A 22454-nucleotide genomic window follows, 5' to 3' on the forward strand; every position below is an offset into this window, starting at 1 on the left:
ACCTGGTCGTGCGACGGCGCTTCGGCGTCCGCCGGCAAGACCCACTACGGAAAACTCATGGCTAATTTCACTCTGGACATCTTTGGGCAAGTGGAGCGAAGCGATCTGCGGCGCGACGAAGCGCTGGATCTGCTGCGCCAATATCGGCGTTCGGGCTGCGTCGACGCAACGGGCGTCGTTCGCTGGCTGCATACGCGCCTGCCGGGAGTGGGTCTTCATTCCGGCAGCGGCGCGCGCGCGGTGCTGATCTGCGCGCTGACCGGCCGCGAGTTCTTCCTTGCCGATCACCGCATCGACGGCGTGCGCGTGCTGCCGGCTGCCGCCTATTTCGAGTTCGTGCGCGCAGCGGTCCGGCACGCGGGCATGATGCCGTCGGACGGCTTCGTGCTGAAGCATGTCAGTCTTGAGCGGCCGCTCCCGCTCGACGGCGACGGTGATGGCGACGAGGCGCATCTGCTCGTGGTCGAGCTGCTGGCCGACGCGCGCGGCCGGATCGGATTCACGCTTGCCTCGACCGCGCTGCCGCTCGCCGAGGCCGCACCGCGCCTCGACGCGACCGCGCCTGGCGCGCTTGCGACCGATGCGGAACTGACCGTTCATTGTATGGGCGTCTACCTGCCGGCGCCGGCGCCGGCGTCGGCCGACCCGCTCGCGGCGTCGGAGCGGTCGTCCGGGTTGACAGGCTTCGACGCCGAGACTTGCTATCGCTTCATGGCGGCACGCGGTTTCGAATACGGCCCGCGGCAACGCGCGCTGCAACAGGTCGCGTTGCAGTCGGACGATTGCCTGTACGCGGATCTCGTGTTGCCGGCGTCGCTCGCGTCGAGCCTGCCGGGGATGCTACTGCATCCGAGCCTGCTCGACGGCGCACTGCAGGCCGCGGTCGGTTTCCATCTTGCGGACGCGGACGCCGCTGGCACGCAAGCCGGTCTGCCGTTCGCGGTCGAGGAGATCAGCGTGTGGCGTGCATGCGAGTCGCGCATGCGGGCACGGGTTACCCGTCACGCGATCGACGCTGGGTCGGTCAGCCGCGTTGATGTCGACCTCCACGGCGCCGGGGGGCGGCTCTGCGTCAGCCTGAAGGGTCTGACGTCGCGCGCCCGGCGGACGCATGCGTCGCACGAATACGCGCTGCTGCTTGCGCAGCCCGTCTGGCGCTCCGTGCCGCTTGCACTGCGGACCGGGCGCGAGCCGCAGCCCGGAGCGCACCGGATCGTGCTGGTCGGCGATCTCGGCGCTGGGGCGCACACCGGCGAGGCGCTCGTCGCGGCGCTGAACGCGCGTTGGCCGGCAGGTCTGCGAAGGCCCGAGGTCGTCCGCATCGACTCCGAAGCGGTGGCGCACGGCGGCGATCCGATCGCGGGGAGCCTGAGCCTGAAGCATTGCCTGCAGGAGTGCGTCGCGACACCGCCTCGGGAGTCCGAACGATTGCTGCTGGCCATCGACGACGCATCGGCGCTCGCGCATAGCGCGCATGCGCTGCTGAAATGCGTCGCGGCCGAATATCCGCAGCGCCAGCCGAAACTCGTGTCCTGGGCCCGGCCCGCGACCGTAGACGAAATCGCCGACGCGCTCGTCGGCGAGGCGCTCGCGGGCGACAGCGCCGACTGCGTGCGCTACGCCAGCGAGCGGGAAGTGAAACTCTGGAAGCCGCTCGCCGGCGATGCGCCCGCGCCCGCGCATGCCTGGCGCGACGGCGGCGCCTACCTGATCAGCGGAGGCGCCGGGCATCTCGGCCTCGATTTCGCGCGCGATATCGCGGTGTCGGTCGCCGCGCCACGCATCTTCCTGCTCGGCCGCGGCGACCCGGCGATGCTCGACGAACGGCAGCAGCAGCGTCTGCGCGAGATTCGCGATGCCGGCGCGCAGGTCGTGCAGTACCGCGTCGATGTCGCCGATGCCGACGCGTTGCGGGACGTCGTCGTGCAGATCGAGCGCGAGCATGGCCCGCTGCACGGCGTGCTGCACGCGGCGGGCGTGATCGGCGATGGCCTGCTCGTGAACAAGACGGACGCTGAGTGGGAGCGCGTACTGCGTCCGAAGGTGTTGGGCGCGGCGAATCTCGATCGGGCGACGCGCCACATGGCGCTTGACTGTTTCGTGTTGTTCTCGTCGGGTAGCGCCGTCTTCGGCAACGCCGGACAGAGCGACTACGCCGTGGCGAACGCGTATCTGGGCTGGTACGCAGAACGGCGCCAGGCCGATGTCGACCGAGGCGCCGCGCATGGCCGCTCGCTGTGTATCCACTGGCCGCTGTGGGATGGCGGGATGGCTGACGCAACGCTCGACGCGGACCAATTGTACCGCGCGACCGGCATGCGGCCGATGCGCGCTGCGCTCGGTATCGAGGCGTTCTGCCGCGGACTCGTGGCGCCGTGCACCGAACTGATCGCGGCGGCGGGCGACCGCGACCGGCTCGAACGCCACTTGCCGGGCGCCGATCGCGCCGATGCTCAGCAGGACGAAGGAACGCTCGGCGCTGCAGCGGTGCAGCGCCGAGCGACGGACGCGGAGCGCGTGCCCGACACGCCGCAAGCCGATGCGGCGACACGACACGCCGCCGCCGCGCGCCTGCTGCATCGGGTCGTCGCCGCCGCACTGAAGCTGTCGGCGGATCAACTACGGACCGACCAGCCGCTCGACCAGTACGGCATCGATTCGGTCGACATGATGAAGGCGACGCGCGAACTCGAGAAGACCTTTGGCACCCTGCCGAAGACGCTGTTTTTCCAGTACCCGACGATCGACGAACTGGCTGCGTATTTCGCCGACAGGCATGCCGGACCGCTCACCGCGATGGTGGCGCCGATTACGCCGGCCGCGTCCGCGCAGGCACCGGTGCAAGCGCCTGCCAAGCAGGAGATCGAAGCAGTCGGCGCGCGGCGCGCGGCGCATCCGGGCACCACGACCGACCTGCCGGACGCTGCGCAGCGCGACCGACCCAGCGCGTTGCCGTCGTTCGGCGACCCGGAAGTTGACATCGCGATCATCGGCCTGTCCGGGCGCTACCCACGCGCGACCGACATTGCTGCGTTCTGGGACAACCTCGCGGGCGGTGTCGACGCGGTTGGCGAAATTCCAGCGCAGCGCTGGGACTGGAATGCGTACTACCGCGACAGCGACGGCCATCGCCCTGGCGCGCACGCGAGCAAGTGGGGAGGCTTCATCGACGGCGTCGACGAATTCGATCCGCTGTTCTTCAATATTTCGCCGAGCGAGGCGGAAATCATGGATCCGCAGGAACGTCTGTTCCTCCAGCACGCATGGGCGGCGCTCGAGGACGCAGGCTACTGCCGCAGTCGACTCGCAAGGGGCCGATGCGCGCGCGACACGGCCGGCCCAGGCGAGACAGGCGTCTACGTCGGGGTCATGTACAGCGAATATATCCAGTGTGCAGACAACGATCCGGAACGGCTCGTTGGCAGCAGCTATGCGAGCATTGCCAATCGCGTGTCTTATGCGCTCGATCTGCGCGGTCCGAGCCTTGCGATCGACACGATGTGTTCGAGTTCGCTGACCTGCCTGCATCTGGCGTGTCGCGAACTCGCGTCGGGCGATATCGCAATGGCGCTCGTCGGTGGCGTCAATCTGAACCTGCATCCGAACAAATACCACCTGTTGAGCCAAGGCCGTTTCGTCTCGCCGCGCGGCCGCTGCCACAGCTTCGGCGCGGACGGCGACGGTTACGTTCCGTCGGAAGGCGTCGGCGTCATCTGCGTGAAGCGGTTTGCCGACGCGGAGCGCGACGGCGATCCGATTTACGCGGTGATCCGCGGCAGCTCGATCAATCACGGTGGCAAGAGCCAGGGTTACAGCGTGCCGCAGCCGCAGCGGCAGCAGGACGTGATCCGCCGGGCGCTGAAACACGCGCGCGTCGACGCGCGTTCGGTCAGTTACATCGAGGCGCACGGCACCGGCACCTCGCTCGGCGATCCGATCGAGATCGCCGGCCTGAGCGACGTGTTTGCACGCGATACCGGAGACACGCAGTTCTGCGCGATCGGCTCCGTCAAGTCGAACATCGGCCATTGCGAGGCGGCGGCGGGAATGTCCGCGCTGACGAAGGTGATCGGCCAGATGCGCGCCGGCGAGCTGTTCCCGTCGTTGCATGCACAACGATTGAATCCACACATCGATTTCGCCGCGAGTCCGTTTTCGGTGGTCCAGCAGCGGCAACCTTGGGCGGTCTCGGGGGAGCGACGGATCGCTGGCATCTCGTCGTTCGGCGCCGGAGGCTCGAACGCGCATATCGTGCTGCAGGATTACCCGCTGCCGGCCGCCGACAGCGACACCGGCGAGCCGTGTCTGGTACCGCTATCGGCGCGCACGTCGGAACAACTGACGCTGCAAGCGCGCGCACTGGCTGCATACCTGGCCGATTGTGCACAGGCCCGGGCCGGCGGCCAGCCGCGCAGCGCGAAGGACTGGCTGCGTCCGCCTGCCGGACTCGCCAGTATCGCGTACACGTTGCAGACAGGGCGCGAGCCCTGGGAGGCGCGCGTCGCGTTTATCGCTGATTCGCGCGACGAGCTGCTCGGTCTGTTGAACCGCTATCTGGACGGGCGGCCGGACGAGCGCCGCACGTTTGCCGGTACCCGTGCGAACGGCAACCGGCTGCTGCCGCTCCTCGGCGCGGACCAGGACAGTCACGCGCTGATCGATGTCTGGTTCAAAAAACGCAAATACACGCAGCTGTTGACTGCCTGGGTCGAGGGCATCGATCTCGACTGGGAACACCTGTATCGCGACGATGCTGGCGCAACAGGCCGTCGGCCGCGCCGGGCGAACCTGCCGACTTATCCGTTCGCGAAGGAGCGCTACTGGCTGCCGTCGGCGGGCGCCGATGTTCCGCAGCCGGCCACGCCGGACCGCGCCAGCACGGCGCGTGCGCCGGCCGCGCCGCGTCTCGGCTATCGCGTGCCCGTATGGGAGCGGTTGCCGTCTGCGGCGTCTAGCGAGGAGGCCGGAAGCGGGCGCGTGACGGACGTGCTGCTGTGCGGATGGGACGCGAACGCGGCACGACGGCTGATGTCGCAATGGCCGGCTGGCCACTGTCGTGTCGCCGCCGGTGGCGATATTGCCGATTCCGTCGACGGCGACTTCACGGGTAGCGCGCTGTCGCTGTTTGCCGAACTGCAACGCCTCCTGCCCGACAGCTCTGGCGCCGCCGTTCGCGTGCAAGTGCTGGTACCGTCCGGCGGCCGTGGCGACCTGCTGACCGCGCTCGAGGCGATGCTGTGCAGCCTGGCGTTCGAACAACCGGCGTTTGCCGGCCAGCTCATTCAGTGCGATGACGCGTCCTCGGACGACGCCGCGCGCGGAGTGCGCGAGCAGGCCGAAACGGCCGCGCGGCATCTGCGTGCATCGCTCATCCGCTGCCGCGACGGCGTACTGTCGCGCCGCGTGTGGCGCGATGCGGCAGTGGCCGGGGCTGTCGAGCCGCAGTGGCGCGAGCGCGGCGTGTATCTGATTACGGGCGGCGGCGGCGCACTCGGTTCGTTGCTCGCGCGACGGCTTGCGCGCGCTATGCCGTCGGTGGTGTTGATCCTGACCGGCCGCCGCGCGCAATCCGGGCGCGCGGACACGCCGGTCGGCACGCTGCTCGACGAGATGCGCGGACAAGGAATCACGATCGAATACCGGGCAGTAGACATCGCAGACCCGGCAGCATGCGATCAGCTCGTCGCCGACATCGAACGCGAGCACGGCGCGCTCCACGGTGTATTCCACGCCGCCGGCGTGACGCGCGACGGTGTGGCCCTATGCAAGACCCCCGACACGCTCCGCGCGGTGTTCGCGCCGAAGGTGGCAGGCACCGTGAATCTCGATCTGGCGACGCGCCACCTGCCGCTCGATTTCTTCGTGCTGTATTCGTCGCTGTCGGGCGCGATGGGCAACGCGGGCCAGAGCGATTACGCAACCGCCAACGCGTTCATGGACCGTTACGCGGCGTATCGCGACGCGCTGGTCGCGACAGGAGAACGCCGCGGCCGAACCGTGTCGATCGGCTGGCCGTGGTGGGAAAGCGAGGGCATGGCGCCGGACGCGCATGCGGCACGGCTGCTGCGCGAACAGACCGGCATGCTGCCGCTCCCCGCCGATGACGGCATGCATGCGCTGACATGCGCACTCGCACACAGCGGCGAACACCTGCTGGTCGTCTTCGGCGACGCGCAACGGATTCGCGAAGCCGCCGAGGCCGCCGAGCACGGCCAACCGGCTCCGGCGCGGCCGGCGACTGGCGATGCGATACCATCGCCGTCCGTCTCCGGGATCGACGAACGCGTGACGGACCGGCTGCGCGAAATGCTCGGCCGGCTCTGCAAACTGTCGCCGCAGCGCATCGATCCACTTGCGCAGATCGAGAGCTACGGCATCGATTCGGTTCGCATCCGGCATCTGCAACAATCGCTCGGCGAGCACTATCCAGGCATCGGCACCGCAGTGCTGTACGAGCACACGACGCTCGCGAGCCTAGCCACGCATCTGGTCGCGCAATACCCGGCTGAGAGCCGTACCTGGGCCGGCGTTCACGCGACGGTCGCGACTGCAACGCCGGCGATCGACGCCACCGCGGAGCGTACGCCCACGCCTGTCGCCGACGCGCGCGGCATTGGCGACAACGGCCGCACCAACGATGACGGCCTGGTGGCGATCATCGGCATCGCGGGCCGCTATCCGAAGGCCGCGAACCTTGACGAATACTGGCGCAATCTCGTCGCGGGCGTCGACTGCATCGGCGAAATCCCGGCTGAGCGTTGGCCGCTCGAGGGTTTTTACGTGGGCGACAAGGACGAAGCGTCGCGGACCGGCCGCAGCTACAGCAAGTGGGGCGGTTTCATCGACGGTTTCGCCGATTTCGATCCGCAGTTCTTTTCGATCGCGCCACGCGACGCGTATCTGATGGATCCGCAGGAGCGGCTGTTCCTGCAATGCGCCTGGGAGGCGCTCGAGGACGCCGGATACAGCCGCGAAGCGCTTGCCCGGCATCGCGACCGTGCGGGCGTGTTCGTCGGCGCGACCAAGACCGGATTCGAGCTGTACGGGCCGGAGTTCTGGCGTCAGGACAAGGCGTTCCTGCCGCGAACCTCGTTCGGCTCGATCGCGAACCGCGTGTCGTACTGCCTCGATCTCGCGGGGCCGAGCCTGGCGATCGACACCATGTGTTCGAGTTCGCTCGTTTCGATTCACGAGGCTTGCGAATACCTGCGCCGCGGCGGCTGCGAAATCGCGATCGCCGGTGGTGTGAACCTGTATCTGCATCCGGCCAATTACGTGTCTCTGTGTTCGGGCCACATGCTGTCGGGAGCAGGGCGCTGCCGCAGTTTCGGCGCGGGCGCGGACGGCTTCGTGCCGGGCGAGGGCGTCGGCGCGGTGATCCTGAAGCCGCTCGCGCACGCACAGCGCGACGGCGACACCATTCACGCGGTAATCCGCGCGAGCGGCATCAACCATTCGGGCAAGACGCATGGCTACATGGTGCCGAGTCCCGCGTCGCAGCAGGCGCTGATTCGCCAGACGCTGGCGAAAGCCGGCTGCGATGCGGCGTCGATCAGTTATCTGGAGGCGCACGGAACCGGCACTGCGCTAGGCGATCCGATCGAGTTCCGCGGCCTCGTGCAGGCGTTTGGCGGCGAACGCGGCGACGGTGCGCAATGCGCGCTGGGCTCGGTGAAGTCGAACATCGGGCACCTGGAGGCGGCGGCCGGCATTGCCGCGCTGACGAAGGTCGTGCTGCAGCTACGCCATCGCACGCTGGTGCCGACGCTTCACGCCCGCGAGCTGAATCCCGAAATCGCGCTGGCCGGCTCCGGCTTCTATTTGTCCGACACGCTGCGCGACTGGACGGCGCAGTCGGGCACAGACACGCCACTGCGTTCGGGCATCTCATCGTTCGGCGCCGGCGGCGTCAACGCACACCTCATTGTCGAGCAATATCGCGACGCCGATGCCGCGCTCGACACGTCGGCAGGCAGTCCGGAGACGCCCGCGATGTTCGTGCTGTCCGCGCGTAACGCCGATCGGCTCGATGCCTATCTGGACCGGATAATTGACTTCCTCGCCAAGGGCGGCGGCCCGCTGGCGGAGCTGTGCTGCGTGCTGCAGACGGGGCGCACGGCGATGCCGGAGCGCTGCGCGTTCGTCTGCCGCTCGACGTCGGAACTGCTCGACGCGCTGCGCGCGCATCGGCGCGGCGAGCATGTCGACGGCTTCCACCGTGGACGTATCACCGGCGTGCCCGCGGCCGGCGAACCGGAGGCACCGCTCGCGCCGGGCGACCTCGACGCATGCGTACGTGCGTGGGTGCGTGGCGCGGTGCTCGACTGGCGCGCGCTGCGCGCGCCGCCGCATGGTGCGCGGCCGGCCCGCGCCATCGCCGTGCCTACCTATCCGTTCAAGCGGCAGCGGTTCTGGCTCGATACGCTGCCGCCCGCGCTGGCACTCGATGCATCGCGCGACGGCGCGGCTACCTCGGCAACCGCCGACAGCGGCGCGATGGGTCCGACATCGCCGCGCAACTCGGTGTCGGTCGGCGATGCCCGCGAAGCGACCGGCAGCGGCGCGATCCGACTGCCGGCGTTGCGCGCGTTCGTTGCGTCGCGCCGCCACACGGTGGCGATGCCGATCACGCTCGCGGCGCCTGCCGCGCGCGCAAACGCCAGGCTGAGCGCGGCGTCTGAATTCGCTCCGGCGACGCGTTTGCCGGCTGCAGAGCCGCCGCGCGCGAGCTACCCGGGCGAACCGCTCGTCCCGTTGCGCGATAGCGCGCATCCGACGCGCGTTCACGTTGCGCTGCCCGCCGGCTGCGACGCGATGCGGCTGGTCACGCAACTGACCGCGCTGTTCGAACAGCCTGCGGACGGCGATCCGATCGACGTGGTGGTGTTGCACGGCCCGCCCGACGGACTGCGCCAATCCCTCGGCGGCGTGTCCGATGGCGCGGCGACACGGCTCGTCGATGCGATCGGCCGATCGTCGTCGGTCGTCCTGGCCGCGTTCCACGGCGATGCGATCGAACTCGGCTGGGTGATCGGCGCCGCAAGCGATCTGCTGATTGTCGACATCGACGGCCGCTATGGCTGCCCGTCCGCGCCGCGTCGCGCGATCGACTGCGCGCTTCGTGCGCGTTTCGGCGCTCGCCCCGGCGCCGCCGCGATGCTGTCGGGCGAGGTGCGCACCGGCGCGGCGTGGCAGGCGGAAAATCTCGGCATCCTCGCACTACCCGCACACGCGATCGCCGCACAAGCGCTCACGACCACCGAAGCGCTGGTTGGCGGTGGCGGTCGCGCGGGCGGCTTGCTCAAGGCGCATTGGCGTACGACTTTCCTTGGCGAAGACGGTGCGCTGGGGAACGTGTCGTCGTGGCCGCTGCTTGCGGAGCGTGCGCTCGCGCCGGATGTGGCGACCGTGGGGCCGGACGCGACGGACCTCGGCAGCCCGGTGCCGCTGCCGCATCCGTGCGTCGAGCTGACGTTTAACGCGCTCGGCGTCGCCACTGCGCGGCTCAACCAGGTGGCCAGCAAGAACGCATTCACCCCGGAACTGGTCGCCGCGATGGAGGCGGTCGTCGCCTGGGCCGGCGCGACCCCTGCGTGCAAGGTGCTGATCCTGACCGGCTACGGTCACTACTTCGCAACCGGTGGGACGCTGCAGGGCTTGCAGGCTATCCAGCAGGGCAACGCGAAATTCACCGACGCGCGTCTGTACGAACTGCCGCTTGCGTGCCCGGTGCCGGTGATCGCGGCGATGCAGGGACACGCGATCGGCGCCGGCTGGTCGATGGGGATGATGTGCGACGCGGTGCTGTTCGCGGAGGAGAGCGTCTACCACAGCCCGTATCTGTCGTACGGCTTTACGCCGGGCGCAGGGTCCACCCTCGCATTCCCGATGAGGCTAGGCCTGGATCTCGGCCGGGAAATCCTGCTCGGCGCACAGCCCTACAAGGGACGGGAATTGCGCGAACGGCTGCCCGGGTTGTCGGTCGTGCCGCGGGACGAGGTGCTCGCGCTTGCGCACCGGATCGCGACGCGCTGGGCGACACCACAGACGCGTGAAGAATTGATCCGCGCCAAGCAGCTGCGTCTTGCGCCGCTTGTGCAGGGGCTACCCGAAACGATTCAAAAGGAACTGGCGATGCACGAAAAAACGTTCTATCACAACCCCGCCGTCGCAGCACTGATCGACCGCTCCTTCGGTCGCGGCGCGGCGCGCACCGGTGACGCGCCGGGCGCGAACGCCGTCGCCGCGCGCGCCCGGACCCTGGAGACGCTGCTGAAATCGACGCTCGCCGCCGAAATCCAGCTCGCGGTCGAGGAACTCGACGATCAGGCGAGCTTCGTCGACCTCGGACTCGATTCCGTGACCGCGGTGACCTGGACCCGCACGATCTGCCGCGCACTGTCGGTCGAGCTGTCGCCCGCGCATGTCTATGAGTATCCGAGCGTTGCCAGGCTGCTCGCGTATCTGCTCGACATCACCAGCGGTGGGCTCGTGCAACACCCCGTGCCGGCGGACGCGCGTGCCGAGTCGCCGGTACTGCCTGTGCCGACACCGGCGCCCGCCGAACGCACGATCGCCGACATCGTCATGCAGACGCTTGCGGCCGAATTGCAGCTCGACGCACAGGACATCGACGCGCAGGCGAGCTTCGTCGATCTCGGTCTGGATTCGGTGACGGCGGTGACCTGGGCGCGCAAACTGCACGAACAGCTGTCCGTCGAGATGTCGCCGACCCATCTCTATCAGTATCCGAACGTCGCTACGCTGAGCGCGTATCTCGGTAGCGCGGGCGCATCGTTGCGCGTTGCGCAACCCGCCGCGACGAACGTGGCGAGCGCGCTGCCGCCGGCCTCGGTCACGCTGCACGGCAGCAAGCCCGGCGAACCCGCCGTGGGCGTTTCTGCGGTTGTCCCCGCCTCGCGCGAGGCGACCCCTTCGAGCGCGGCACCAACATCAGCACCAGCACCAGCACTCACGAGGTCGCCAGGCGAGCCTGAATCCCGCAAGCGCGTCGATATCGCGATCATCGGTATGGCCGGGCGCTTCCCGGGCGCAACCGACCTCGACGCATTCTGGCGCAATCTGGTCGAAGGGCGCGACAGCATCGTCGAGGTGCCGGCGCACCGTTGGTCGCTCGATGGGTACTACGACCCGAATCCGCAGGCGAAAGGCAAGACCTACAGCCGCTGGATCGGGCTGCTCGACGACGCCGACGCGTTCGACGCCGAATTCTTCGGCATCTCGCCGCGCGAGGCGGAACACATGGATCCGCAGCAGCGGGTGTTCATGGAGAACTGCTGGCATGCGATCGAGCACGCGGGCTACAACCCGTTCAGCCTCGCGACCAAGCACACAGGCGTGTTCGTCGGGTGCGCGACCGGCGACTACGCCGATCTCGGCGAGCGCAACGAAGCCGGTGCGCAGTCGTTCATGGGCGGCGCAAGTTCGATCCTGTCCGCACGGATGCCGTATTTCCTCAATCTCGATGGCCCGTGTCTGGCGATCGATACCGCATGCTCATCGGCGCTCGTGGCGGTCAACGAAGCATGCAACAGCCTGTTGCTCGGCAACTGCGATCTGGCGATCGCCGGCGGCGTGTGTGTGATGGCCGGCCCGACCCTGCATATCCTGTCGAGCAAGGCGGGGATGCTGTCACCGACCGGCCGTTGTCGCACGTTCGACGACGCGGCGGACGGCTTCGTTCCCGGCGAGGGCGTCGGCACCGTGCTGCTGCGCCGGCTCGACGACGCGATCGCCGCTGGCGACACCATCCACGGCGTGATCCGCGGCTGGGGCATCAACCAGGACGGACGCACCAACGGCATCACTGCGCCCAATCCCGACGCGCAGCGGCGGCTTGCCGCTGGCGTCTACCGCCGTTTCGGCATCGACCCGAAGCGCATCACGATGGCCGAGGCGCATGGCACCGGCACCAAACTGGGGGATCCGATCGAGGTCCGCGCGCTGACCGAGGCGTTTCGGGAGTTCGACGCCGGTACCGGCTACTGCGCGCTCGGCTCGGTCAAGAGCAACATCGGACATCTCGCGCTTGCCGCGGGGATCGCCGGTCTGATGAAGGTGCTACTGAGCCTGCGGCACCGGACGATTCCGCCAACGCTGCATTGCGAGAACGTCAATGAGCACATCGATCTGGCGCATTCTCCGTTCCACGTCCCGCGTGTCGCGCAGGCCTGGCGCACGCTCGACGACGAGTCGCGGATGGCGTGTGTGAGCTCGTTCGGTTTCAGCGGAACCAACGCGCATATGGTGGTCGAGGAGGCGCACGCCGAGGACCGGCGCGCCTCTTCCGACGACGGCGCGCGCGACCGTCTCGTCGTGCTGTCGGCGCGGAACCCGGAGTCGCTGCGGGCGTCCGCCGCGCGACTGCGCGACGCGCTCGCAGCGGGCATCGCGAGCGATGACCCGCCTCACCTGACCGATGTCGCATACACGCTGCAGACCGGGCGTGCCGCGTTCCGACACCGGCTCGCGATCGTCGCGCCGTCGGTCGCCGCACTGATCGAGCGGCTCGACGCATGGCTCACGCGCGGGGCCGATGCGGGTGTCGGCATCCACGATGGCACGGCGCCGGCATCGCATGCCGCCGAACGCTCGGAGAGTGTCGCGCAGGCGCTCGCCGATGGCGATGCGCGCGAGGCGGCGTCGCTGTGGGTCGAGGGCGGCGACATCGGCGGCGATACGCGTGCGTTCGATGGGCTGTCGCCGCGTCGGATCGCGTTGCCCGGGTATGTGTTCGCCAAACAGCGTCACTGGATCGGCGGTGCGACGCCGGCGGCGGCTCCGCATATCGATGCGACGGCCGCCGCTCGGCATGCCGATGCGCCGGCGGCCGGCCGGTCGCGCAAGCGGATCGCGGTGGTCGGTGCCGGACCGGCGGGACTCGTGATGGCGAAGTCGCTCCTCGAGGAAGGCCATCAGCCGGATGTATTCGATCGGCAGGCCGATCTCGGCGGCGTCTGGGTGCTGCACACGCAGAACAAGCGCGCGGGCGCTTACCGCAAGACACGCTTCCAGACGTCCAAGCATACGAGCGCATTTTCCGATTTCGACGGCGCGTTGACCGACGGGCACTTTCATGGCGTCGCCGACATGCATCGCTATCTGCGCGACTATGCCGAGCACTTCGGTGTGTCCAAACACATTCGCTACCGGACCGAGGTCAGCCGTATCGAACCGCACGGTGAGCAATGGCGCGTCACCACGTTGCGCGACGGGGAAACCCGCGCCGAGGTTTACGACGGCGTGGCGCTGTGCCAGGGGCTGTACTGGAAGCCCTGGCGCCCTGCGTTTGACGGACTCGACAAGTTCCGCGGCCAGATCCTGCATTCCGCCGAGTACATCGACGAAGCCTGCCTGAAGGGCAAGCGCGTGCTCGTCGTCGGCAACGGGATCAGCGGGATGGATATCGCCGAGGAGGCGACGAAGAGCGCCAGTCAGGTGATCTGGACCATGCGCAAACCGAAATTCATCATGCCGCGGATGACAGGGTTCGTGCCGAACGACTTCCAGTCGCCCGCAAGTCTGCTGGCGACGGTCGATCCGGGACAGATGCTGGAACGGCTCCGTTACTCGATGCCCGAGTACTTCCGTCAGTACCAGGACAGTGGCCTGCTGCCCGACCTCGAAGATTTCCGCAAGCAGCCATTGGTGCAGATCAACGACGGTGTCGTTCCGCTCGTCGCGAGCGGCCGGGTTGAGGCGGTGGTCGACGAGATCGGCGAGTTCGACGCGAGCGGTTGCCGGTTCCGGCATAGCGGGCGCCGCGTCGATGTCGACGTCGTGGTGTTTTGCACCGGCTACACGATGGACGAGCAACTCGACTGCCTGCCGGGCGTATCGATGCGCTCCGATTTTGCGATGGGGATTTTCCACCGCGACAGGCCAAGCCTCGTATCGACGTCGTGCCCGCTGCCCGTTGCGTACTCCGGCACGTTCTTTTTCCCGGAAATGGCGGCCCGCTGGTATTCGCGCATGATGTCCGGCAACACGGAGCTTGCCCGCAGCGAACGCGACTACCGTTTCGATCGCCGTCACGCGGCGATCAATGGGCCGATCGCGAATGTGATGTTCGGCCTGAGGCTCGGCCTGCTGCCCGATCCGGCGCGCGAGTTCCGCGCCTTCTGGGAACTTGCGAATCTGCCATCGTTCCCGCCGATCTACCGGTTGCGTGGCGAGCACGCGGACCCGAATGCCGCCGCGCGTCTAAAGGCGCTGAACCGGCGCAACCTGACGAGCGCCAAGTCGAGCGCAGCCCTCGACACGGTCCGCTACCGGATGCTGGCGGGACTCGGTGACGCGGCGTTGCGCGACCTGGTCGCGCGCGGCGAGATCGACGAGGACGACTACCGGAACGCTGGTCGACACGTGGCCGACGCGATCACGCTCGACTGGAAGCTGCAATACATCCTGCGCACGGACGTTGCGGAGCCGGCCCAACCCGAGCGCGTTCCGCAACTCCCGGATCGCGAGCTGCGGCCAGGCAGCCCGGAATGGAACAGCTATCGGACGCTGCTGGATCGGCTCAAGGCCGGAGAGCTGGATATGCAGGGCGTGCTGAGCGCCCTGGCGGAACAAGGGGCATTGACATGAATGAGAGTTTCGACGGTCTATTGGATCGGCTGCGCAGCGATGAGCTGGGCGAAGCCGAGGGCATCGCCCTGCTCGCGAAACTCCGCGGCACGCTGCAAGACCGCGGCGCGCAGCAAGAAGGTGGCACGCAGCAAGACGGCAGCACCAATGACCACGGCATGCAGTCGCTGCATCTGCTCGCGCATCCTGCGCCACAGGTCGTCGTCTTGCCAGGAAATCGCGCGACGATCGACCGCGCTTTTCTTTCGCCGCAACGGTCGGGAGCGGCAGCGGCGGTCGCCGATGCCTTGCAGGCTCGCGCGCAACCGCAGGCTGCAGACGCTCTGGAGTCCGAACTTCGCGCACTGATCGCGCAAACGCTGAAGATGGAAGCGGAGGCGATTGTCTGCGATACACCGTTCAACGAATATGGCTTCGACTCGATCCTGTTGACCGAACTCGCCTCTACGATCGGCCGACGCTATCCGGACCTCACGCTCGCGGTCGATGTGTTCCTCGATCATCCGACACTGCGCGAGCTGAGCGCGTGGATGCATGCGCGGCTGCCGGCCGTGCCGGCAAAGGCCGCCGGCAACGATGGTGCATCCTCTTCGGGTCCGGGCGATAGCACCATGCCAGCGCACGACGTGCTGCTCGATGGGCTGCGCGCACCTTATGCTGCAGACGCTCTGGAGTCCGAACTTCGCGCACTGATCGCGCAAACGCTGAAGATGGAAGCGGAGGCGATTGTCTGCGATACACCGTTCAACGAATATGGCTTCGACTCGATCCTGTTGACCGAACTCGCCTCTACGATCGGCCGACGCTATCCGGACCTCACGCTCGCGGTCGATGTGTTCCTCGATCATCCGACACTGCGCGAGCTGAGCGCGTGGATGCATGCGCGGCTGCCGGCCGTGCCGGCAAAGGCCGCTGGCAACGATGGTGCATCCTCTTCGGGTCCGGGCGATAGCACCATGCCAGCGCACGACGTGCTGCTCGATGGGCTGCGCGCACTGGCGTCGACGATCCTGAAACTGCCCGAGGCCGACATCGATGCGGACGCGTCGTGGTCGCAGTTCGGTTTCGATTCGATCACCCTGAACGAATTCGCGACGCTGATCGCACGTGCGTTCCCGACGGCGTCCATCGCGGCAGATCTGTTCCTGTCGCGCGCCACGCTCGCGGAACTGGCTGCGCATCTGGGTGCGTTGCTGCCGGCGCAGGTTCCGCAAGCGCCCGCGCCGGCGCCGGCGAGCATCGGCGCGGACGCGGGCGGCGCGTTCGACAACGCGCCCGCGAACGACGCGCCGAGCGCCACCGAGGAAATCGCCATCATCGGCCTGGCCGGACGTTTTCCGGCTGCCGACGATCTCGCCGGCTTCTGGCGCAATCTCATCGAGGACCGCTGTGCGGTGACGGCGATTCCGGCGGATCGCTGGCGCTGGCAAGACTATGTAATGGATGCACCTGGCGAGCCGGGCGGCACCGATTGCCACCACGCCTCGTTCCTGACCGCGATCGACCGGTTCGACGCCGCGCACTTCGGTATCTCGCCGCGCGAAGCGGAGCTGATGGATCCGCAGCAGCGGTTGTTGCTCGAGTGCGCGTGGGAGGCGTTCGAGAACGCGGCGATCGCGCCCGACTCCGTGCGTGGCCGCAAGATCGGACTGTACTTCGGCGCGGAGAAGAACGACTACCTGTCGCTGATCGCCGACGCCGACGTCGCTATGGATGCCTACATCAACACCGGCAACGCGCACGCGATGCTGACCAATCGCGTCTCCTACTTTTTCGGCCTGACCGGGCCGAGCATCACGCTGAACACCGCGTGTTCGAGCTCGATGACCGCGATCCGGGCAGCCGTCGCAGGCCTGCGCAGCGGCGAGTGCGAGATGGCGCTCGCCGGCGGCGTGAACATCCTGCTGAATCCCGGCCTGTTCGCGTTGAACCGCAAGATGGGAATGTTGACTGCCGACGAACACGTCAAACCGTTCGATCGGGACGCGTCCGGCCACCTGTTCGGTGAGGGACTCGGGCTCGTGCTGCTGAAGCCGCTGCGCCAGGCGTTGCGCGACGGCGATCCGGTGCACGGGGTGATTCGTGCCGCCGACGTCGCGCACGGTGGCCACGGCAGGTTCCTGACGTCGCCGCACGCGCCGTCGCACCAGGCGCTGATCCGTAGCGTGCTTGATCAGGCTGGCGCGTCGCTCGACGACATCGATTATCTCGAAGCACAGGGCAGCGGCGACCAAGTCACCGATCGCATGGAACTGGAGACCTATCACGCGCTGTACGGAGCCAGCTCGCGCCGCGCGCCGCTGCCGATCGGAAGCATAAAGGGGCACATCGGCCATCTCGGCGCGGCGTCCGGCGTGACCGCGCTGATCAAGGTACTGCTGTGCATGAGCCAGAATCGCCTGCTGCCCGTGTTGCATCACCGCCAGCTCAACTGGCCGCACGACGCACCGTTCGCGTGCCGGTTGCTGACCGAGCATGCCGAATGGCGCCCGAAGACCATCCAGGGGCGCCGCGTGCCTCGCGTCGCCGCCCTACACAACTACGGCTACGGCGGCGTGAATGGCCATCTGCTGGTGCGCGAATGCCTGCCGCTGCCCGTCGCTGCCCTGCGCTGGCCCGTGCTCGCGCGGCTCTGGATTTTTTCCGCGCGCACGGCCGCGCAGCTGCGGCAGACGGTTGCGCGCTTCGTCACCTACCTGCGTGACGGCGGATATCGGCTGTACGGTCAGCCCGAGCCGGGTGTCGAATCAATCGCGTATACGCTGCAAACCGGACGCCAGTCGCTGAAACACCGTCTTGCGCTGCTGATCGACGACGCGCCCACGGACGCTGCGCTGCATAGCGCACTCGGTCGTCTCGACGGATGGCTTGAGCACGGACAGGGCGACGAACGGTTGCTGGCTGGTGTCGCGACGCCGGCTGGCGTCGCGGCCGACGATGAAGCGTTCGACGCGCCTCTGCGCGTCGCCGCTCTCTGGGTGAACGGCGCCAGGATCGATTGGGCGCGTTTCTATCGCCCGGTGCGCCCGACGCGTATCAGTCTGCCGACTTATCCGTTCGCCGCGACCACGCACTGGGTCACGCCGCCCCGCGATTCTGCGCGCACGCCTGCCGTCATGCCGGCCCGGTCGTTCGCCGCCGCGCAGTCGTCGTTCACCGCGTTGCATCCGCTGCTGCACCGGATGTCCGGCTCCGATCGCGATCTGCGCTTTGTCAGCACGTTCTCCGGCGACGAGCCGTTTTTCCGCGACCATCGCGTGCAGCGCACGATGACGCTGCCGGGCGCCGCCTGCTGCGAGATGTTCATCGCCGCAGCGACGCTGGCCACGCCGGAATGCGAGCGGCAATCGATCGGCTACCGGCTCGAGAACGTGGTCTGGACCCGCCCGCTAGCGCTGACGGTCGCGCCGGTCGACATTGCCGTCGTCATGGAGCGGGTCGACGCGCCGGCACGCCACACCGGCGTCGCCGGATACGACGCTTTCCGCTTCCTGGTCAAGGACGCGCATGGAGATGATGCGCCGCCCTATGCGCAGGCCATCGCGTATCCGGAAGCGCGCGCCACGCTCGCTTCGCCTCCCGCCGTCGCTATCGAACGCTTGCCGGTCAATCTGCACGGCGCGCGGATCGACGGCGCGCAGGTGTATCGGCTCTTTCGCGAACTGGGTTTCGATTACGGTCCGAGCCATCGATGCATCGATACGTTGTTCCACGATGGCGACGACGTGCTCGCCCGCGTGCGTCTTCCGGAGACGAACGGGCCCGCGGTGGCCGGCTATCTGCTCGATCCGGGCCTGCTCGACAGCGCATTGCAAGCGTCGATCGGCTTCGGCCTCGGTGCGCTCGAACCAGGGGGCGTCGCGACGCCGCTTCTGCCGTTCGGGCTCGAACGGCTGCGTTGCTATCGCGCGTCCGATCTGTCGCGCCAGATCCGCTGGGTCCATCTACGCCGGCGTGCGGATACGGCCGGCGACCCGGTCGTGAAGCTCGATGTCGATCTGCTAGACGGCGACGGCGGCGTTTGCGTTAGCCTGGAAGGCTACAGCGCACGCCGCGTGAAACCTGATGTGCCCGCCCGGCCCGCGCATGCGCGTGGCAAGACGGTGCAGGCAGCGCCAATGCCGGTGGCCTGGCGCGAAGAGCATGGCGCGCGCGTCTATCCGTTTCGTTTTCATCCGGACGATGTGTATCTGCGCCACCACCAGATCGACGGGCGCTATCTGCTGCCGGCCTTCGCGATGCTCGATCTCGCGCGCAGCGTCGCCGATACGCTGGCGCATGACGACGACGCGGTGCTGCGCATCGGCCGCGTGACGTGGTGCAAGCCGCTATACGTCGGTGCGGCGGGTCGCGATGCGGCGGTGCGGATCGTCCCGCGCCACGGCGGCTGGACGGCAGCCCTCGAAAGCGACGACGAAGGTGGCAACGCGACCGTCTATGCGCAATGTGCCCTCGCATGGATAGCGGATGTGCACCCCGTCGAGGTTTGGGACGATCTCGCGCGCGACGCGGCCGATCCGCCGAACATGCAGGATATCGCGACTTCGCTTGCCGATTCGCTGCGTGTGCCCGGCGGGATCGAGGTGGTCGAGTGGACGCGCGACGACGACATCATCCGGCTGACTCTCAACTGCGGCGAAAGCCCCGGCGATGCGGCGCCGGATTCCGGTACGACGAGCTTCGGCCTGGGATTCGTAATCGCTGGCCTCTGCGACCGTAGCGATGACTCGGCCGGATTCGCGATGCCCTATGGGATCGACGAATGCCTGCTGTATGGCGCATCTGCGCGGCAGGTGCGCGCCGAGATCCGCGTGATGCAGCCACCGACCGGTGCGCACACGCGCGCTTACGATATCCGCATCGCCGATCTCGAAGGCCGACCGATGATGAAGTTCACGCGGTTCGTGATGATCGCGGCGCACGAGGCTACGCCGCGACCTGTGCCTGCCGTATCCGTCGTGGAGACCAGCGCTGCGCCCAGTCAGTTGGCGGCATTGCAACGCTGGCTTCAGGGACAGCTATGGGAATTGCAGAAAATCGACCCGGACCAAATCGGACTCGACGACGACCTCACACAGTTTGGTCTCGACTCGTTCAGCTTCACTGAGTTGTCGAACCGGGTGAATCGCCGGTTCTCGATTGATACGATGCCGACCCTATTCTTCGATCATGGCACCGCGCGCGCACTCGCCGACTGCCTGCTGCGTACCTATCCTAATCTCGATCTCGAGGCCTGCATGGGTGACGCCGGCCCCGAGACGTCGCCCGACCTCGCGTCGGCGGAGCATGCCGCGACGTCACAGCGCATGGACATCGCCCAGCGTCGCGACAACGTCGATACCTCGCACGAGCACGACAAACTGGGCGATGATGGGGGGCTGCCGAAAGGGACCGCCGAGGCGCCCGAAGCCTTTGATGCCTCCGATGATCCGTTCGTACGCTACTACCGGATGGCGTTCGGTGCGATCGATGGTTTCGGCCGTGAATTTGTCGCGCTACCGAACGGTATGACGCTCGATGTGCTGCACAACTTTAACCAGGACAACCCGAAACCGCCGCTGCTGCTGTTATCGCCGATGGCGTGTCTTGGCACCGCGTGGCTGCATCAGGTGCGCGAGTTTGCTGCCGACTACTCGGTGTTCGTTTGCCATTACCCCGGCCATGCGGCGAGCAGCGGGGCGGGTGCGCTGCGCAACGGCGCCGGCGGCCTGGACTGCGTCGCGGAGCTATTCTGGTCGGCTCTCGATTGTCTCGGGGTCGACGCGCCAGTGCATCTGGTCGGCTGGTCGATGGGCGGGCTTGTCGCGCAGTGTATGGCGCGCGTAGCTTGCGCCCGGGTCGCATCGCTGACGCTGGTGAATTCGATCGAAGGACCGAGCGATGTCGGTGGTGGGGTCGCCGGCGCGATGCGCGCACTGGTCGGCGAGATATCGACGCACGTCGCGCCGGAGGTTAACCGTCATTTTGACGGGGACCATCGCGCGATCAAAGCTTGCTACGACGTGTCGACGTACGACGTCTATCAGCGTCTCGTGATGCAGGGCGGAGTGCTCTCCTGGTTAGCATATCCGCCATTTCCGGTACTTGTGCTCGCGGGCGAGCGCGATCGCGTGGTTCCGATCGAGACCGCGCGGCGCTTGCACGCAAGGTTGGGCGAAGCTGCGTTTGAAGTGTTAAACGAAGCCGGGCATTACCTGCCGATGACGCACGCCGGATTTTTCAACAAGCGGCTGCGTCAGCAGCTGGAAGCGACGTTCTAATCGTCTTTCGTTGGGGGCCGCAGTGAGGCCTCCAACGCCCTCTTTCATCCTGCGAAGCGATGTACATAATGAGAAAAGTCTTCATGTTCCCCGGGCAGGGCTCCCAGCGTCGTGGTATGGGGCGCGAGCTGTTCGGCGAGTACCGCTCGCTCGTCGCGCAAGCGAGCGAGCAGCTCGGCTACGACGTCGCTGAGCTGTGCACCGAGGATGCTCATGGCGAACTCGGCCAGACACGTTTCACGCAACCGGCGCTCTACGTCGTCAGCTGTCTGTCATATTTGCATCGGATCGACACAGGCGAAAGTGCGCCCGATGTCGTGGCCGGGCACAGTCTTGGCGAATACGCGGCCCTGTTCGCCGCCGGCGCATTCGATTTTGCGACAGGCCTTTCGATCGTGGCAAAACGCGCGATGCTGATGGGCGAGGCGCTCGATGGCGCGATGGCTGCGGTGCAGGGTATTGAAGAGCTGCGTGTCCGAGAAATACTGGACAGTTACAACGAAGAAATTTCCGATAACGCGCGAGTGCAGGGCGCTGTTTCGTCTGCTCCCGGGTCCGTGGTCGAGATCGCCAATCTGAATCATAGACTGCAATGCGTGATATCCGGGGCGCGTGAGCATGTGACCGGTCCGTCACTCGCGCAGCGCTTCGATGACGCCGGCGCGAGCTTCATTGCACTGGATGTCAGTGGCGCGTTTCATTCTGCGCGCATGAAAACGCTGTCTACGCGTTTCGCCGATTTTTTGTCCAACATCGCACTTGCACCGCTGAAGATGCCGGTCGTCTCAAATTGGACTTCGCGCGTGTATCCAGGCGGTGATTACCGGCCTGCGATGGTCAACCAGATGTTCAGTCCGGTGAGATGGTACGAATCGATATCCCGGCTATTGACGCGAGATTATCGCGAGTTTCACGAAGTCGGACCGGGGGACGTGCTTAGCCGGCTGCAACGCCATATCGAAAACGCGCCGTTTCAGTGCACGTGAGGCTTGCCACGGCGATGCAGTCGACCCCTTTGGAATTCATAAACGCTCCAGGCAACGAGGTTATTCATGCATTCAGATCAAGAGAATTCGATGATGAAAAAGCCTCCGTTTGAAGGCGTTTGGTCACTTATTTCATATGTCGCACGGAGCACATCTGGAGAGGAGTCACTTCCCTTTGGTGAAGAACCGATGGGCCGGCTCATCTACACCCCAACGGGGCATGTGTCCGCAACTCTGTGCCGAATGCCGAGACATCTGGTTGCATCCGACGAAAAAAGTGTGAGGATGGACGCCGAGTTTCATATGACATCTGATTGGTTCGACGCCTATGCGGGGATCTATGAAATTGATGTTGCCGCCAACCAGGTAGTGCATCGCGTCGCGCTGTCCAGTCGGCCCAACATGATCGGCACGGACCAAATCCGATACTTCAAGTTCGAGAATAATGATCATCTGGTTCTGTCAACGCCACCAATTATTTCGTGTGGCCACGAGTTGGTTCTTAAGCTTGTGTGGTGGCGGCTCGCGTGACGGTGTCTGTCTCTTCCTTCAACCGGACCCGCCTGTGGCGGTCCGTTTGAGTCATACCTAGACGGTG

The 22454-nt window shown here is 66.8% G+C and carries 4 protein-coding genes; all 4 read left to right on the plus strand.

The features are described 5' to 3' along the window. The first annotated feature begins 57 nt into the window (after window positions 1–57). Entirely contained in the window at window positions 58–14610 is a 14553-nt protein-coding gene (locus ACCQ10_RS02580; protein WP_372362117.1) for an SDR family NAD(P)-dependent oxidoreductase, read from the plus strand. Beyond that, on the plus strand, window positions 14607–20870 hold the full coding sequence (locus ACCQ10_RS02585) for an alpha/beta fold hydrolase (RefSeq protein WP_372362118.1): 6264 nt from the start codon (window positions 14607–14609) through the stop codon (window positions 20868–20870). The genes ACCQ10_RS02580 and ACCQ10_RS02585 overlap by 4 nt, the downstream gene beginning before the upstream one ends. Window positions 20871–20938: 68 nt before the next feature. Then, window positions 20939–21856 carry an ACP S-malonyltransferase gene (locus tag ACCQ10_RS02590; protein WP_372362119.1) on the plus strand — a complete coding sequence of 306 codons (918 nt, stop codon included), beginning with the start codon at window positions 20939–20941 and terminating at the stop codon, window positions 21854–21856. Between the two features lie 66 nt (window positions 21857–21922). Next, on the plus strand, window positions 21923–22387 hold the full coding sequence (locus ACCQ10_RS02595; protein WP_372362120.1) for a lipocalin-like domain-containing protein: 465 nt from the start codon (window positions 21923–21925) through the stop codon (window positions 22385–22387). Window positions 22388–22454: the final 67 nt, after the last annotated feature.

Origin of the sequence: Xanthomonas sp. NCPPB 1325 (assembly GCF_041477645.2) — a bacterium.
Lineage (GTDB): Bacteria > Pseudomonadota > Gammaproteobacteria > Xanthomonadales > Xanthomonadaceae > Xanthomonas > Xanthomonas cannabis.

Excerpts from the sequence above, each read along its gene's own strand:
- ACCQ10_RS02595 (WP_372362120.1), top strand. The coding sequence starts at position 21,923 with ATGCATTCAGATCAAGAGAATTCGATGATGAAAAAGCCTCCGTTTGAA.
- ACCQ10_RS02590 (WP_372362119.1), top strand. The coding sequence starts at position 20,939 with ATGAGAAAAGTCTTCATGTTCCCCGGGCAGGGCTCCCAGCGTCGTGGT.
- ACCQ10_RS02585 (WP_372362118.1), top strand. The coding sequence starts at position 14,607 with ATGAATGAGAGTTTCGACGGTCTATTGGATCGGCTGCGCAGCGATGAG.
- ACCQ10_RS02580 (WP_372362117.1), top strand. The coding sequence starts at position 58 with ATGGCTAATTTCACTCTGGACATCTTTGGGCAAGTGGAGCGAAGCGAT.